This window comes from Mesorhizobium sp. LNHC229A00, assembly GCF_000502415.1.
Lineage (GTDB): Bacteria > Pseudomonadota > Alphaproteobacteria > Rhizobiales > Rhizobiaceae > Mesorhizobium.
Window position 1 is genome coordinate 1 of sequence record NZ_AYWQ01000040.1, and the last position, 14,939, is coordinate 14,939.

General features: G+C 59.5%; 11 protein-coding genes and 7 pseudogenes. 10 read left to right on the top strand and 8 right to left on the bottom strand.

All coding sequences use genetic code 11. The features are described from left to right. Positions 1-194: pseudogene (locus X742_RS1000000175265) on the top strand (hypothetical protein); the annotation flags it as partial. 278 nt (positions 195-472) lie between these two features. On the opposite strand, the gene X742_RS1000000173505 reads toward X742_RS1000000175265, so the two are convergent. Both X742_RS1000000173505 and X742_RS1000000176300 read right to left on the bottom strand, forming a co-directional pair. After that, complete coding sequence (locus tag X742_RS1000000173505) at positions 473-649, bottom strand: hypothetical protein (RefSeq protein ID WP_023775474.1); 177 nt, start codon at positions 647-649, stop codon at positions 473-475. Between the two features lie 624 nt (positions 650-1,273). Then, positions 1,274-1,887: pseudogene (locus X742_RS1000000176300) on the bottom strand (IS110 family transposase); the annotation flags it as partial. Positions 1,888-1,959: 72 nt separating this feature from the next. Here X742_RS1000000176300 and X742_RS01000000171035 point away from each other — a divergent pair. Further along, positions 1,960-2,216: pseudogene (locus X742_RS01000000171035) on the top strand (transposase); the annotation flags it as partial. 12 nt (positions 2,217-2,228) lie between these two features. Here X742_RS01000000171035 and X742_RS140905 read toward each other — a convergent pair. Together X742_RS140905 and X742_RS140900 are read right to left on the bottom strand one after the other, a co-directional pair. After that, the gene (locus tag X742_RS140905) at positions 2,229-2,477 is read right to left on the bottom strand and encodes a hypothetical protein (protein ID WP_245275659.1); all 249 of its coding nucleotides are present in this window, start codon (positions 2,475-2,477) and stop codon (positions 2,229-2,231) included. After that, positions 2,474-3,214 (bottom strand): Crp/Fnr family transcriptional regulator, encoded by a 741-nt coding sequence (locus X742_RS140900; protein WP_023775478.1) that lies wholly within the window; start codon positions 3,212-3,214, stop codon positions 2,474-2,476. Before X742_RS140900 ends, X742_RS140905 begins: the two co-directional genes overlap by 4 nt. A gap of 211 nt (positions 3,215-3,425) precedes the next feature. Here X742_RS140900 and X742_RS0139135 point away from each other — a divergent pair, with 211 nt between their 5' ends. The 3 genes and pseudogenes from X742_RS0139135 to X742_RS1000000174520 form a co-directional block, all read left to right on the top strand. Beyond that, positions 3,426-3,650 (top strand): hypothetical protein, encoded by a 225-nt coding sequence (locus X742_RS0139135; protein ID WP_023784458.1) that lies wholly within the window; start codon positions 3,426-3,428, stop codon positions 3,648-3,650. 444 nt (positions 3,651-4,094) lie between these two features. After that, positions 4,095-5,009, top strand: a complete 915-nt coding sequence (locus tag X742_RS140895; RefSeq protein WP_023775479.1) for a hypothetical protein — start codon at positions 4,095-4,097, stop codon at positions 5,007-5,009. A 384-nt stretch (positions 5,010-5,393) separates the two neighbouring features. Next, a pseudogene (locus X742_RS1000000174520) lies at positions 5,394-5,616 on the top strand (IS1 family transposase); the annotation flags it as partial. 2,156 nt (positions 5,617-7,772) lie between these two features. Here the strand turns inward: X742_RS1000000174520 and X742_RS140890 are convergent. Together X742_RS140890 and X742_RS140885 are read right to left on the bottom strand one after the other, a co-directional pair. After that, positions 7,773-9,407, bottom strand: coding sequence for a GMC family oxidoreductase (locus tag X742_RS140890; RefSeq protein ID WP_023775482.1), 1,635 nt, complete (start codon positions 9,405-9,407; stop codon positions 7,773-7,775). 456 nt (positions 9,408-9,863) lie between these two features. After that, positions 9,864-10,451: an ATP-dependent Clp protease proteolytic subunit gene (locus X742_RS140885; RefSeq protein ID WP_023775483.1), complete on the bottom strand. Its 588-nt coding sequence runs from the start codon at positions 10,449-10,451 to the stop codon at positions 9,864-9,866. An 848-nt stretch (positions 10,452-11,299) separates the two neighbouring features. Between X742_RS140885 and X742_RS140875 the strand changes: the two genes are divergently transcribed. From X742_RS140875 to X742_RS140865, 5 genes and pseudogenes are all read left to right on the top strand, one after another. Next, complete coding sequence (locus X742_RS140875) at positions 11,300-12,268, top strand: manganese catalase family protein (protein WP_023784455.1); 969 nt, start codon at positions 11,300-11,302, stop codon at positions 12,266-12,268. 193 nt (positions 12,269-12,461) lie between these two features. Next, positions 12,462-12,674, top strand: a pseudogene (locus X742_RS1000000173520) (ATPase, T2SS/T4P/T4SS family); the annotation flags it as partial. 47 nt (positions 12,675-12,721) lie between these two features. Continuing rightward, a pseudogene (locus tag X742_RS01000000171045) lies at positions 12,722-13,080 on the top strand (ATPase, T2SS/T4P/T4SS family); the annotation flags it as partial. A 293-nt stretch (positions 13,081-13,373) separates the two neighbouring features. Next, positions 13,374-13,865, top strand: coding sequence for a DUF4142 domain-containing protein (locus tag X742_RS140870; protein WP_023775488.1), 492 nt, complete (start codon positions 13,374-13,376; stop codon positions 13,863-13,865). Positions 13,866-13,900: 35 nt separating this feature from the next. After that, entirely contained in the window at positions 13,901-14,443 is a 543-nt protein-coding gene (locus tag X742_RS140865; RefSeq protein ID WP_245275660.1) for a cytochrome b, read from the top strand. Positions 14,444-14,478: 35 nt separating this feature from the next. Here X742_RS140865 and X742_RS1000000174530 read toward each other — a convergent pair whose 3' ends face one another. Both X742_RS1000000174530 and X742_RS1000000175065 read right to left on the bottom strand, forming a co-directional pair. Beyond that, the gene (locus X742_RS1000000174530) at positions 14,479-14,742 is read right to left on the bottom strand and encodes a hypothetical protein (protein WP_156939484.1); all 264 of its coding nucleotides are present in this window, start codon (positions 14,740-14,742) and stop codon (positions 14,479-14,481) included. Then, positions 14,729-14,876: pseudogene (locus X742_RS1000000175065) on the bottom strand (IS630 family transposase); the annotation flags it as partial. The gene X742_RS1000000174530 and the pseudogene X742_RS1000000175065, both read right to left, overlap by 14 nt. Positions 14,877-14,939: the final 63 nt, after the last annotated feature.

Consider the following 14,939-nt stretch of genomic DNA (forward strand, 5'->3'; position numbering starts at 1 on the left):
TCGAGATGTGCGCTGGCTTGATGGAGGGCAGGGACTTCAATGTGGGTGCCGTCGCAGTGATCAAGGGCGTGCGCGTGGAGGCGAAATCCCCAAGCGCCGACGCCAACATCCTGCTGGCGCGTCATCGGCTTCGGACGGACCGTGCGAATGGCCGTGCAGGTTTACCGATCTCTTCTCGATCTGGTTCCAGGTGAACCAGCAATGTGCCCTCCGCAGCAAGCTCCATGTAGTGGTGCACGCTCGCCCGGGCCAAGATACGGTTTCGGCCGGACCCTTGGCGGTATCGCCGAGGTGCCAGACCTCGTCGTTCGGGCGAACTGTGTAGTTCCAAAGTGCAACCAGCACCCGGTCTTGCTCCGAGGCGAAGGGACGCCGGCCGAGGCGCAGAATGCGCGGATCGATTGAAATGCGGGTCCGAGGCGAAGAAGATGATGCGCCACGGCCACCTGCAACGCGTGATCGGCAATCGCTTCTAAGTCCGGATGCCGGAGCGCTCTTCGTTCTCATCATCGATCCTGATCGGGGCTTCCCTGAGGATCTTGAGTGCCTCCTCCTTCGTGAGGCCGCACTTGCGCGCGAAGTAGAGCGCCTCGATCGCCTTTTCACGATCCGCCGTGGATTCTCTGTGCTGTTTGGGTTTTTTGCCCATCGTTCTCTGCCACTTTCTGAGGCCACCCAACTATCATAGTGCCGCGTTGTTCCGTGCATTGGCCGGCCTGCCGGGAATGCGCGATTGCCGATGTCGCCGATATCCCGCGGCACCGGACAGCGTGGTCAGCCGGCTCACGATAACGGCGAAGCAAGTGCAACCCCATAGCGTGAATGCATACGAAAGCCCGCGCCGTGGGAGGGGCCGGCGCGGGCGATCGGGTTACCGATCTTGCAGCGCGGGGATCGACCGCTGCATGGCTCGAACTGTGCAACCGGACATTTGTTCCGGCTCGAATGCCAAGCGTCGGCGTTGCGTGGATGTAGGGGGCACGTCCAGCATTTCGCGTCGGCGCTTCCGGCCGTCTCCCAATTTCATTGGACGCCCGACTTTAAGTAAGTGGTTGTTGTGAGCGGATGGCAACGTGAGCGGGTCGTCTAGATGTGAGCTTTCACTAGGTTGTCCATTCGGACCAAACCGAGGAGACTGGAGTTACAACGCTTCAGCACTCACCGGAGGGTCCGAATGAACACCCACAAGAATGCCTGTCTCACGTCTCTAGTCGAGAGGAGATGGCGCTTCTGGTGATAGAAGGCGGCCATGCGGCGCGGACCTATGGCGTGCAGCGCGCCGGGCAATCTCGCGATCGAGTACAGCCACCCTCTCATCCAGTGACCGCAGTTGCTCAACGAGCAGAGACAACATCGGGCGAGCGGCTTCGAGTATAGTGGAATCCGCACTCTCAATCGCAGCGACAAGCTTGGCGACGTGGAAGAGGCCCTGCGCAGCCACAAGTCCAAACTCCGCAAGATGGCCCCGTATCGCATTGATCCTCTGGGTCCGCTGCCGAACTACCAGAACGCGAACGGAACACCATGGCCGCCGCCTGCTGCTCTTCGCTCTTCGCTGCTACGAACCGCATGGTCGGCCGCTGTGCAGCTTCACGGATCTCTTCAGCATCAGCCGCATCGTTCTTCTGACGCTTCACAAATGGCTTGACGTATCCCGGAGCGATTAGCCGAACCACCGTGCCCCGGCCTCGCAATCTCCCGCGCCCAATAATGGCTGCCGGCGTACGCTTCCATGGCAACCGTGCAGGCCGGCTGATCAGCAAGAAACCGAAGTACTTGATCACGGCGAAGCTTCTTCCTGAACAGCACGGCTCCCGATACATCCGCGCCGTGCGCCTGGAACACGTTCTTCGCCAGATCCAATCCGATTGTGTTAACTTCCAACATGGACGCCTCCGTTCGATGATGTTTGACGACACCACTTTGGCACAGCGACGCCGTGAGGGGGCGTCCACCCCCATCAACCTGCCCGCCCACAAGGCCGCCGGCGTGCGCGACGCGATTGAGGCCGCAGGGGCAAGCCTGCTCTACCTGCCGCCCTACAGTCCCGACTTCAATCCCACCGACAACGCCTTCTCCAAGCTCAAGGCGTTGTTGCGAGCAAAGGCCGAGAGAACAATCAAGGCTTTGTGGGACGCCGTCGGTCCGCTTCTCGACCTCTTCACGCCAGCCGAATGCACAAACTCTTTAAGGCCGCAGGATATGATGCGGATTAAACAGGACGTGCTCTAGATACTATCCCATCGCTTCACGTGCAGACGAATGCTGAGCCTCAGCAGTTTGTCGCCGCTTTCATTTCTGATTTCGAGGAACAATTGCTGTCCATTGACGTCCCTCAGTGCGTGCCTCGCCAGGTCTTTCAAGCCTTCTAGGCCGGCCCGGCGCGCCTCTTCAAGCCCTGTGCATTCGATACCCACCTCGTCCTCGAGATCACCACTGTCAAAAAAATATCTTCCCATCGGGATAGCTTCCGTCACTGCCCGGCTTCGGGGTTCCTCTGGTGCAGGTAGGTCGCATCGAAATCCGCTGCGCGGACGAGATCTGGCCAGTTCAGGGCTTGCACCCTGGCGCCCGATGTGGCGATCAGGCCCTTGCGGCGCAGTTCCTGCAGCGTTCTGTTCACGTGGACAGTGGACAGGCCCAAAGCGTCGCCAAGGGCTGCTTGCGTGATTGGAATATCCGCGACGTGGTCCTGGATGCGTCCGACCGCACGCAGCCGGCAGATCAGCTCGCACAGCACGTGAGCCATCCGCGTAAAGGCCTCGCGCCTTCCGACATTGGTTACCCATTCTCTGTAGATCGCCGCATCGATCAGCGTCGACCGCCAGAACGCAGTCGCGATGTTAGGATGTTGTTCGCAGATGGCACGCAGCGCGTCGTGCCGAATGAAGCCGACCCGCGATGGCGTGAGCGTCGAGAAGGTGCAGTCCATCACGGAAAGATGGAGCCCGTGCAGATCCGGAATATCCCCGGTTACGAAGAAGGATGTGATCTGCCGCTTACCCTCGCCGGTAAATTTGGTGGAGCCGATCAGGCCGTCGACGAGGACGAACGAATGTGAAGGCCGGTCGCCCTCGCGGACCACGTCATGATTCGCCTGGAATTCCTTCTCCTCGATCGCGAGGGCTCTCAGGACCGCGAGATCGGACTCCCGGAGCTCAGAGATTCTCTGCAGCTTACGAATGACGACGTCCGAGGGTGAGGTGGGGGGCATAAGGGCCGATCACGGTAAGGGTGTTGGCCGAACTTTTAACTGCCACGAATGTTCCGGACCCGGTGGGGGCATCGCTCTGACGCCACGGGCCGGCCAAAACGGAACAAAGCGTCGGCGATCCGGTTCGGCAGGGAAGCGACCGAATTCATGCCATCGGAAATTCATGCCATCGGAACGCCGAGGCAGATGACAGACGAAAGGGAAGCTGAAGATGTCGAAGTCTCGCGACCGCTCGGTTCCCGGCGACGGCAAGATCGAAACCGGCCCGCACACATCTCCGCAACAGGATCCGGCAGAGGGGTCACGCGAGACAATCGATCGCGAACTCGAGCGGACAAACGACGAGAATAGTTCGGATAAAGCGGAACGCTCCCGCCGAGAGCTACGAAAAGAGGTGGCGGAGGAGGCCGATCTGCCCGAACACGGCTCTGCCTGATTGGACGTTCCCGACGGCGCGTCTCGCGGCCTTCTTCGTGCTGGCTCGAACACACCCACCGCGCAGCGAGGTGCGCGTCACCCCCCCGCCGCAATCACCGCCAGGCATCGCCGCCGCCTTCGTCGAAGACAGCAGGCGCCTCCGACGAATTCCACACCGACGTTTCTTAGAAATCTTGAACTTTTCGGCGCCTAACATATGTTATAGGGCGGACTTTGAGTTGGGGTTTGCCTGTTTCCGGTTAACTAGCATTGGGTAAGTTGATCCAAGCTCGATGGCTCGGGATGGCGGCGTCGTCAATTCGACATCGGCTTTGCCGGCACGCGACGCTTACCGCGCACGGCGGTTTTCTGCGGCTTCAAACAAAACTAGCGCTGGCAGTTATGGTGGGCTGATTCGCGCGAGCAAGGTGACGAGCTGGACAAGGGCACTCACACGAAAGACATGGAAGTGAAGTTCAATTTCGACAGCAATGTCTTCCCGTTGTTTCAGCCGCAGAGCGTGGACGACCTGAAGGATCCTTGTCCGGTGTTCGACGGGACGCAGTGGCACATATTCGGCTCCAGCGGTGCCGTAGCTACCGAGACGTGGGCCATCCTGCACGCCACCGCTCCTGATCTCTATGGTCCCTGGACCGAGCATCCGGTGGTTGATCTGCGTATCAGCGGGTCAGGTGTTGCCGCCCCGGGCGTCATTCACGAGAGCGGCGTTTTCCACATGTTCATTCAGACCGAATTCATGAAGTCCGGCGGACGGTGCGAGCATGCGGTGTCCAACGACGGCTTCCACTGGGTTGTGTTGGCCCCGGCGATCAAAGCAATACCCGACACCGGCGAGGACGGCATCTACGACCCGCACCCGGCAATCATCGGCGGGCAGCGCTACCTGGTCTATTCCGGGATGCCCAAGTTCAGCAGGGTGCCTCAACCGGACGTCTATCTGGCACGCAGCCAATCCAATTCCTGGTTCGGCCCCTGGAAACGTGTCGGCAAGATTCTGGACCATGCCGATGTTCCCCATCACAATGGGCGGGAGCATCCTGACTATGAATGGGGTATCGAAGGCGCCCAATTAGTCGAGTTGCCGGACGGCCGCGTGCTGCTCAATGCGACGTGCTTCCTCCCTGAGGGTCACCGCGGCAACCGCCAGCGAGTGTTCTTCGCCATCGCCAACGAGGTGAACGGACCTTACGTAACGGCTGGGCCGGTCCTGGATCCCGGCGAGAACGGGGAGAACGGCCACTCGACGGTCATGATCAACGGTCAGCAACTCACTCTGTTCTACCAAAGTCGGGTCGCGGAGACCAACCACCTATGGCGTTACGGCATGGCGAGGTGCGACCTGTCGCAGGCCGCTTAGCTAGCGCGGGCGAGGGTCAGGCTGTGCCGACCTCCTGCGCGCGTCCGAGCGGGCAAGGTCGCGAGCTGCGGCAATGCCTCCGAAAATTCAAGTTCGGCAGTTCTTCGGCGCTTTTCGGCGGTTCTGACGATCAGGTTTACTGCGAGCAACCGGGAGCGGGGGGCTAACGACTTCGCTTCGGAGTTGGACCGTTCTGCGTCGAGGCTTGGGTCAGGTTTACGACGGTCGGTGCAACGGCAGGGGCATTTGCGGCCAGTGGGGTATCGGCTCGACATTGTGGTTTTTCTACCTCGGAGCGGCAATCCCACCTTTCGTACGAACGATACAACGGCGACTTTACGCGACACGCAGGTAGTGGGCACATGCGCGGTTCACTGTCTGATCAACGGCTTTTCCAAAAAGGTCGAGGCGCACGCCAACGCGGTTGCCCTCCACTTTCATGTACTACAATTTTGTTCGCATCCATGCGACGTTGCGGATGACACCAGCCATGGCAGCTGGCGTGACTGGCAAGCTGTGGGACATCGGCGATATCGCTGCGCTGATCGAAGCGAAGGAAGCTGATAAGCCGATGGCTCGCGGCTCGTATAAGAGGCGTGTCGCCTAAGCTTGACGACGTCTTTGGTCTCTCTAGCCACCGCCAAGTTAACGCAGCTTCAGAATCCCCGCGGACGCCAGCGAGTGGGCCCGCACCGACTGGCGGGGCGATGCAGGCCCGGCCAAGGATTGGGTCCTCGACCAGCAGCGGTGTCCACACGCTCGCTGCTGAGAGTTAACAAGCCTCAAAATACCGGGTTCCGCTAATGTACAAAAAGGCCGGTCACTTTTCGGCAGCCGGCCAGTTTCCAAAAGGGAGGAGCGAAGAGATGGTCAATGGTCTCTATGGGCCGGGGCTTATGGATCAGGCCGAAGCCATTGCCGCAGCCATTGTGTCGGCCGTCAATAAGCTGATCGCTAAACCGCCGGCGCCGAGCATCACGTCTTACCGGGAACAGGGCCCGCCAGCACGCGTTTCCAACCCGTGCCGTACGTCCTGGCGCCCGCCTGTAGCCGGTGCCAGCGCGTTGAGAGCTTAAACATCTTGGGACTGAGGTCTGATCCTTGTGCGCAGAGGAACCTTCCGTCGTCCGTCTTGTTGAAGTGGGCTTACCGCCAAAGGAGAACATGCGCGTGCCTCTGTCCAATGAGTTGCGCGACGTATTTATCGAGTTGCAGTGCCCTGCCTGTTCACATCCCTTTACAAGAATGGGCTCATGGGTGAAAACGATCGCTGGTTTCAGATGCGATGGCTGTGGAGAAACAGTGCGGATTGGCTACGAACAGAAACTGACGATTTTCGAGCGATATCTTAGGACAATGGTGAGCGCTAGGACGGCGCCAGCGGACGGCGCTTGTTAGCTACGCGGCATTTATGCCCCTGCTTCGCCTTCACGGGCCTTCGCCAACGCCATGCGTTGGGTGCGCCATCGCCTGGGAAAGCCCCTCCTGTTTGGCCATACAAGGCCCCAAGGCCCTGAAGTGCCCTGCGGCAATGACGCCTTGTGGTGCAGTAACCAGCGGCCGACCTCGTGTTCTGCTCAGTCGACAGATGACCGCGGGAGTGACGCGAGCCTCGGCCGGGTCGGATCCGCCAGCGCACATCAATGCCAGATAGGCGCGGTGAACCTCGGCCTGCTTGTCCGCGGGCAACTTTGTTGAACTGGTGCACCGTCATCCCGCAACCGATCGCCAGGGCCGCAGTATGACGGTCGTCGCCTCGCAGACGCGCTTCAGCCGCCGACCTTGCCATTGGTTCGGCAAGCGACAGGTGCCGACGCCCTCGATTTCGACTTCGCTGAAGGGAGTTCTTCCCACCATTGCCGCGCCTGGCTTGGGAGAACGTGGGCGGTATTGCATAAGTCGTTACTATGCGCAGGCTGGAACGAAGCCCGCCCCAGACAGTTTTGCCCCCGTCCGAGGCGGGCTGTGGAAGCTGTGCAGCAGCTTCCTTGCCTTGGGAGGACCACGGGAGAAACCAAGGCGAGTGGCAAACTTCACCCGGCGAAGAATGTTCCAGCCGTGGGATCACAGATTCGCCGGTTCGATCTGACGATCTCTCCACGCCTCCGCGCCTTCGCCCTCGATTTTGCCACGCGTTGGCGTTGGCCTGGGGTTGGCGATCGCCGGTTAGCTCCTCGGGAACGTCGCCGTCGGCACAGCAACCCCGGCGTCCGAGCTGCCGTTGAGATCAGCGAAGCCGGCGAAGTCTGGCACGATCAACATTGATGAACCCGGACGATACCCATGCGAGAGCTGTGCCAGAGTGATTCTGTATCGGCAGCGAGGTGATACCAGACGTTCTGCGTCGGGGTCCAGGCAAGTTGCGTGTCGGTAGTGGGTCAGTTTGAAATTAGCTTCAGAGTTTTGGCTTCCGCCCGCGCGCTTCGCTAATGAGTGATGACCAATTACCGCTGCCCAAAAAACTGATCAGCTCGCGAGCTTCAGCTTCTGAAATGCCTGTTGGCCTGCTTGCCTTACGCTGTTGGCGTGCTATCCCTGGTCTTAACCTGCGGCGATCCTTTAATGTGAGTCACGGAGTTGCGCAGCAGCGTGTAAGCCCTCGATCTCAGACCCGCCGGGTCAGGGAATAAGCGGACCATGCCGCAATGGGATTTCGCATCTGGAAGCATTGGCCGACTTGGCCACTCACTCAGATTAACCCCGGCTTTCCTGTTGCGAGATCGAAAGGAGGCGGCAGTCATTCAGCTTCTGTCCGCATGGGCGTCACTGGCGAAGCTTCTCGGCGAGTCGCAGCCCAAGGGCCAGGATCGTCAGGGTGGGATTGGCCTGGCTGGATGTGGCCAGGACCGAGCCACCTGCGATATGCAGGTTCGTCAGCCCATGCACTCGGCATTCAGCGTCGACAACACCGTCGTTCGGGCCGGCAGACATTCTCGTTGTGCCGAGATGATGACCATTCATGGCTCCTGATCTTCTTGCCATTTCCACCACTTTGTCCGGCTCAAATCCAGAAATGGTGGCTCCGATCTTCTCCAACTTGCAACCCAGCAGCCGATAGGTGCGGGCAATGCTCTGCAGGTCGTCGTCCGTGAATTTCCAATCGACGCGCAGCTTCGGCATACCCAACCGATCGCGTTCGGTCGTTAACGTCAACCTACTTGCGTGGTTCGGCTCCTGCTCCGAATGGAACTCAAGGTGGACCAAATTGGAGCGCGGCACCAACACCACGGATGGCAGCTTTCGCCGTGCGAATGTTCTGTTCGCCATCCAGCCCGCACCGAAGCGCCCGAGGCGCAACGGCGAAGAAACGACGTTGTGAAAATGCGCGAACGTTTGCTTCAGTGTCACTGAACGTTGCTGCTGACCTCTGACGTTTTTTGGGAGAAATGCCCTTTTTGCGAGATACATCGCCGACAGGATCGGGTCGTTATGGCTGGGATCGGCAGGATCGGGTAGATGGGTGCGAAAGATCTGGTTTAGCAACCCATGCTCCCGCTGCGCTGCGTCCGTGAGCGCCAGCCGCCTTCGGCAATAGATTCCGGACGCGTCCCGCTCGTACCCAAAAGCAACTGCCTGAAGGGCGTTCGGCAACTTTAGAGCTCCGACAGTGCCTCCGAGATGGGCCATATAGTAACGGCCAAGCTGATCTCGGGCGTTGCCTATGCCAGCCTGCATCACGTCATTCGAGGCGAGTAGCAACCGGGTTGTCTCGAAGCCTCCGGCGGCCAATATGTAATGGCACGCTGTGACCTCGCGCTTTGTGCCCTTCCGGTCAACAACGTCAATGTGGCGGACTGAGCGCCCGTTTGGCACCAGGCGAATTCCCGTCGCCGCCGCGTTTAACCAGACGTGGATGTGCTGTGAGCACCGCAGCAACTTGGCAAACCGCTTCCACATGTTCGTTGGTGGGCTAAACCGTTCCAAGCGGGTTCTAAACAAATCGCCGTCGACACCCTGGACGAGTTCAGGTGGAGAACCCGGTAACGCACTTGTTGGGTCGTAGTCGAATGGCCCAGCCTCGAGCACCTCGTGCGCCCGACGATAATAGGGTAGCAGGGTTTCATAAGTGATTGGCCAGCCCGATTGGTTCACCCATTCGCGCTTCTGGAAATCAATGCTATCGAACGGCACGCAGCGGCCACCCCAGGCCCGGCTCGACCCCCCCAGAGCGCGTATACGGAAACTCTGGAGCGACGCATGGACGAGAGGATCTGCGACGATGCCGTCGTAGAGCTCCTGCGAGCCCTTGGTCTGCCACTTTCCGCCCGCTTCCAGAACACAGATTCGAAGCTTCGCGTTTTCGAGAGCCGAGGCAATGGCCAGTCCGACAGTGCCACCTCCGATAATGCAAATATCGTAGGCAAGTCCGTCACCCGCTGTGGTGAATTGAGCGATCAACCTTCACTCCGTCGCGAGCAAGGGATTGCATGAAATCAGAAGGAACCCTCCCAACGCCAACGCGCTAGAAGCACGCCCTCGAAGCCAGGCCTTCCGCCCGGCTTGGGAAAAAGAGGTAGGGCGCGAAGGATCTGTCGGCAACTGCCAACTCGATCGCATCCGAAGCCACATGAAGTTATCGCGGAAGCGGTACCCACAGATGTGGCGGCGATGTTCGAACATCTGGCCGGCTGATGAATGGACGACAGCAATGGAACACCGTATCAGTCTCGACATATCCATGAAAGATTCCGGCAGGACGGAAAGAGGATTTGTCGGGGCAAGTGCGCGTGCGATCCGCAACTGCTTGCGGCAGTGATCCGCCAGCGCCCACCGCATTCATCCGGCGGTGGCGGTCTGCGAATTCACCAGCGCGGCAGGCTTCGGGAGATTGAGCTAGCCTGGATAAACTCTGGGCTATCTCAGTATGCGCGCGACGATCCCAACTTTCAACGCTTCTGCGGCGCTGAGGTAGTAGTTTGTAGAGGCGCGATCATAAAGCTCCTCAACGGAAATCCTGCTTTCCTGGACCAGTTCACGAAAACCCTCCAACTCAAGATCGCGTGCGGTTTCCAGCAAGCTAAGCTGCGCGCGCACCTTCTGAAGAGCGGCTTTAATTGGTTCGTTCAGCTGAATCTGGTGCTCGATTTGTCGTTCATGGACGAGAAGTACGGCGTCCTCCGTCAGGTAACGGTTCGCTCGGGGAAACGCCGCTAGGATCGTCACCCCAGCCGAATAGACGTAGCTCTTGCCGACGCAGTAGGCCTGTTTGCCTGAATGGCGACCGAACAAGCGGATCTCCAGCGCAATACGCCGACCGATGTCAGCGTCTCCGCCCTGCGTGTTAAGTTCCAGGACCAAGTGGGTGCCTTGCTGGCGGACTTCACCGAGGCGCTCCAGGAAGAAGGGTAAGGCGTCGGCATTGATGGAGCCGTTCAATGAGATATTGGGACGGAAGAGCAGTTCATCGTCAGCTATGGCAGGCATCGTGGCCGCTGTATCCATGGTGATATCCGATTCACATGGCAGGCCTTCTTAACCGTCGGCCAGCAGGAAAGTTCCGTGACGAGCCGCGACGCTTTCCAGCGTCATGAGAAAGGAAAAGCGGGTCTCCTTGGTCGTGGAGTCCACCACTAGGCTGCCGCCATGGGCGCGTGCAATTTCCGATGCGATAAACAACCCGAGGACCAGCCCTGGGTGTCGGATGCCGCTCCCCTGAAAAACTGGATCAAGTTGTCCAGCGCGGTCTCTGGAATCGGCTCGCCGGCGCTGGGACCGATAACTCGAGGTGGTAGGGGAGGTAGCCACGACAACTCGCACCGTCTGGACGGATAGCCGTGGGCTTCGTGTCATGGAATTTGTAATGACCCCAGATGCTTTGGAATGGTCCGAGGATCCGGATTCCGCGGCAGCACTCGTCGCGGCCGAAGACAGAGGGAACGGGATGTTGGGATCGAACAGGCATTCATCCGGATTGCAAGGCACGAGGATCAAGGCCAGCCGGATCTCGGTAAGCGCCCGGGCATTTCCCAGGGCCCAAGCACCAACCAGGTAGTGTTCGACCTTCTCAAGGGCCGCTGATCGCAGAGGCATTCCGCATCAGTCGCAGGCCTACAGAGACAAAAGTCCGACCGATGCCCGCCTGCTGCAACAAACCGAGGAGGGTGCTGCCACCGGGCTCATGTCGGTTCCCTTGCGCTGTATGCACACCCCATGCGCATCTTGCTGCGAGGTGCGTCCAGACAGACTTCACCCCGTACACCATGGGTCCCGTATTGGGCGCGCCGCCACGCAATTCGGAACAATCCTCGCAGGTGGATGTTTGGGCAAACTAACTTCCCGGAGAAATGTCCATGTTCATGCACAACAAGCGCCTGCAATACACCGTTCGCGTCTCGGAGCCGAATCCCCGCCTGGCCTGCATGATCATGGAACAGTTCGGCGGCGCCGATGGTGAGCTTGCCGCCGCGATGCGCTATTTCACGCAAGGACTTGGCGAGGACGACCTTGGCCGTCGCGACATGTTGCTCGACATCGCAACTGAAGAACTCAGCCATCTCGAAGTGGTGGGATCAATTGTCACCATGCTGAACAAGGGGCTCAAGGCACAACTTGCCGAGGGCCAAATGAAGGAAGCGGACCTTTACCTGATGATCGGCGCCAGCGGGACGACAGCCAAGGAATCAATTCTGTTCGGCGGGGCTCCCGCGCTGTGCGATTCGGCCGGCGTTCCCTGGACTGCGGCCTATGTCGACTCGCGCGGCGAACCTACGGTGGATTTGCGATCGAATATCGCCGCCGAAGCTCGCGCTAAGATCGTTTACGAACGCCTCATCAACATCACCGACGACCCCGGCATCAAGGACGCGCTCGGCTTCCTGATGACGCGCGAGATTGCCCACCAGAAGTCGTTTGAAAAAGCTCTTTACGCCATCGAAAACAACTTCCCGTCAGGCAAGCTCCCGGGGGTAGAGAAGTACGCCAGCATGTACGTTAACACCTCTCAGGGCGACGGCGATGTCACTGGCCCATGGAATTCCGGCGGAGAGTGGGATCGGATCGATGACCTTGAGGAGGTGATGCCCGTCGATGGCGGAGACGGTCTGGCAACTGTGAAGCTGGCCGCCAAAGACATGAAGGTGGTCGCCCAGATGGCCGACCGTACTCTTTCGGATCCAGCTTCCGATCCGACCACAGGCGCTGATCTAGGTGCGGGCCCAGGAGCTGGCCGCACCAAGAACGCGGATTTCGGCGGCGCGGCAAGCATTCAGGAGGCCCCGGCCGTGGCAGAGGCTGCTGTCAAACGCGCACGCAAGCGTTAGTTCAGAGCCGGCATCAGTGCGGGGCCCAAGTGATCTAACTTGGCAAGGACGCGGCGACGATCGCTTCACCACTCGGCAGATGATCGAGGCCAAACAGCGCCTGCACCTCGCTGCGGATCGCATTGCCGGGGCGAAGCGCCATGGGGTGAGTGACGCACAGCGCGAGGCAGCTCTGGCGCGGGGAGCGCAACGCGAACGGATCATTACCATCGAAGACACCCGCGAACTGAGGCTGCCGGCTCCCAACAACGTCACCCTGATAGCCTCGAAGGGCGACCAGGGCCTTGCCAAAGTTTCAGCGCAACAGCTGCTCGAAGCCTCGCTTCGCATGCGGCCCGACCGTCTGCTGTTGGGCGAGTTACGCGGCGCTGAAACCTTCGCGTTTCTCCAGGCGATCAACACCGGCCNGAAGAAAAGCGACTTGTCGAAATGCTGCACGACACTTCGCCGATGGAGTTCCTGCAGTATGCGGTACACAACCGAGTCTCAATCGTCGTTTCTGGCGGTACGTCGACCGGCAAGACGACGTTCTTGAATGCACTCTTGAAGGAGATCCCGGCTCATGAACGGATCATCACCATCGAAGACACCCGCGAACTGAGGCTGCCGGCTCCCAACAACGTCACCCTGATAGCCTCGAAGGGCGACCAGGGCCTTGCCAAGGTTCCGCGCAACAGCTGCTCGAGACTTCAATTCGCATGCGACCCGACCGTCTGCTCCTGGGCGAATTGCGCGGCGCTGAAACCTTCGCGTTCCTCCAGGCGATCAACACCGGCCATCCGGGTTCGCTCACCACCGTTCATGCCAATTCCGCCCGGGCCGGGCGGAGACATGCAACCGGTGCTGCAGATCGATGAAAAGAAATCTGGGGACCCTCCTGAACTGGGACAGGGCGTGTCGTGACGGTCAGGAGTGAGGAGCGACGTCAGAGGGAGACACATCCCCGTCTGCCATCGGCCGTTCTTGGTGACAATGGCGGCACCGGCCACCAACCCAAACACAAAAAACCCGCACGAGCCCCTTGGGCGGTTTTTTTGGCGGTTGATGGAACAAGGATCGTGAGCATCCGTTCGGGTCGGCTCCTAGCTCTCCGAAAGGCTCTGTCATGGCCACACATCGCATCTTCGCTGCCGTAGCATTCGCAGCCGGCATCATTGCCAGCAGCCAGGCACTCGCCAAAAGCGATTCAGATTTTCTGACCGACGCCATCAAAGGCGACAATTCCGAAGTCGCTCTTGGCACCGTTGCCACGCAAAAAGGCGACAGCAAAGGCGTCAAGGCGTTCGGCCAAACGCTCGTAAAAGACCATGGCAAGGCCAAGAAGCAGGCACTGGCTGTCGGCAAGAAACTGGGTATTGCTGACACCGACGATCTCACCGAAGAAGCAACTGCCGAGATGACGAAGCTGAACGGACTTTCGGGGACGGCTTTCGATCAGGAGTTTGCCACCTACATGGTCTCAGACCACCAGAAGGATATCGCCGAGTTCCAAGATGAGGCGAAGACCGGCAGCAGCAAGGTCGCTAAGCTCGCCAAGAAGACCTTGCCGACACTTGAAAAGCACCTGAAGATGGCGCAGTCACTGGCCAAACCATGAGGAGCGAGTCCGGCGTCGAAACTCGGACGATCGAGGTGGAATACTACGACCGGCCGACACTCTGGTTTCATTGGCTGACGGTGGTTTTCGTTGTCCTGTTGTTCGGTAGTTCGCTGGTATGGAACTACATCACGCCGCATGACCGAACTTGGCGCCCCCTCTTGGAGGGCACTCATGTCTCACTGGGGATCCTGTTCGCCGTCCTAATTCTAGTCCGGATCGTCTGGCGGCTGACAGGAGGCCGGCAATTGACGCCAGAGGTCGGACTTTCGGGAACGCTCTCCCAGCTGATGTACATCGTCCTCTACGTATTGCTTGCCGCTGAGAGCGTGCTGGGCTTCGTGTTGCGGTGGGCTCAGGGAGAGGAGTTTACGTTCTTCGAACTGTTCATGATTCCTGCCTTGATGGCGCAGAATCGAGACCTCGCCCACACTTTCGAAGAGCTTCACAACTATCTCGGATGGGCGATCGTGATCTTGGCGGCAGGGCACGCCATCGCGGCGCTCGTTCACCATTACGTTTTGCGGGATAAGGTTTTTGGCAGAATGTGGATTCAGCAGACGACTAAGGGCAGGTAGCCCGTCAGCAGGTCACTAAAGCCGGAGACCGTTTCTTAGGTATCGTGCACCGGATCGACGGTGAAGCCGCTGGTGCTATGGGTCGCGCGCGGCCGCGCTGCTTGATAGGCCTTGCAGAAGGCCAAACCTACGCCGCGGGATAGAATCCGGTCCCCGCAACATAAATCATTGGCCGTCTCGATCTGATCGAGGCGGCTTTTTTGTTTGACGGGCACCAATCCGCGCGGCGCGCGGCAGAGGGTCGATGCAGCACACTGAAGATCGGAGTGCTGGAGCAAATCCTGCTTAATCCGGATCACATCCTGCTGCCTTGAAGTAGTTTTGGCACTCGGCCGGAGAGAACAGCTCGACGATCGAGCCGACGGCATCCCACAGGGCGCTGATTGTTCGATCTGCTTTGAAGCGCCTTGAGGTTCGAGAAGGCGTTTTCGATTGATGGTGTGGATGGCTCCTGCTCCCGGCGTCGCATTGCGCCATAGTTGGGATGTTGTCGTCC

Coding starts and splice junctions, on each gene's coding strand:
- X742_RS140875 (WP_023784455.1), top strand. CDS start 11,300: ATGTTCATGCACAACAAGCGCCTGCAATACACCGTTCGCGTCTCGGAG.
- X742_RS140900 (WP_023775478.1), bottom strand. CDS start 3,214: ATGCCCCCCACCTCACCCTCGGACGTCGTCATTCGTAAGCTGCAGAGA.
- X742_RS140895 (WP_023775479.1), top strand. CDS start 4,095: ATGGAAGTGAAGTTCAATTTCGACAGCAATGTCTTCCCGTTGTTTCAG.
- X742_RS140885 (WP_023775483.1), bottom strand. CDS start 10,451: ATGGATACAGCGGCCACGATGCCTGCCATAGCTGACGATGAACTGCTC.
- X742_RS1000000173505 (WP_023775474.1), bottom strand. CDS start 649: ATGGGCAAAAAACCCAAACAGCACAGAGAATCCACGGCGGATCGTGAA.
- X742_RS0139135 (WP_023784458.1), top strand. CDS start 3,426: ATGTCGAAGTCTCGCGACCGCTCGGTTCCCGGCGACGGCAAGATCGAA.
- X742_RS140870 (WP_023775488.1), top strand. CDS start 13,374: ATGGCCACACATCGCATCTTCGCTGCCGTAGCATTCGCAGCCGGCATC.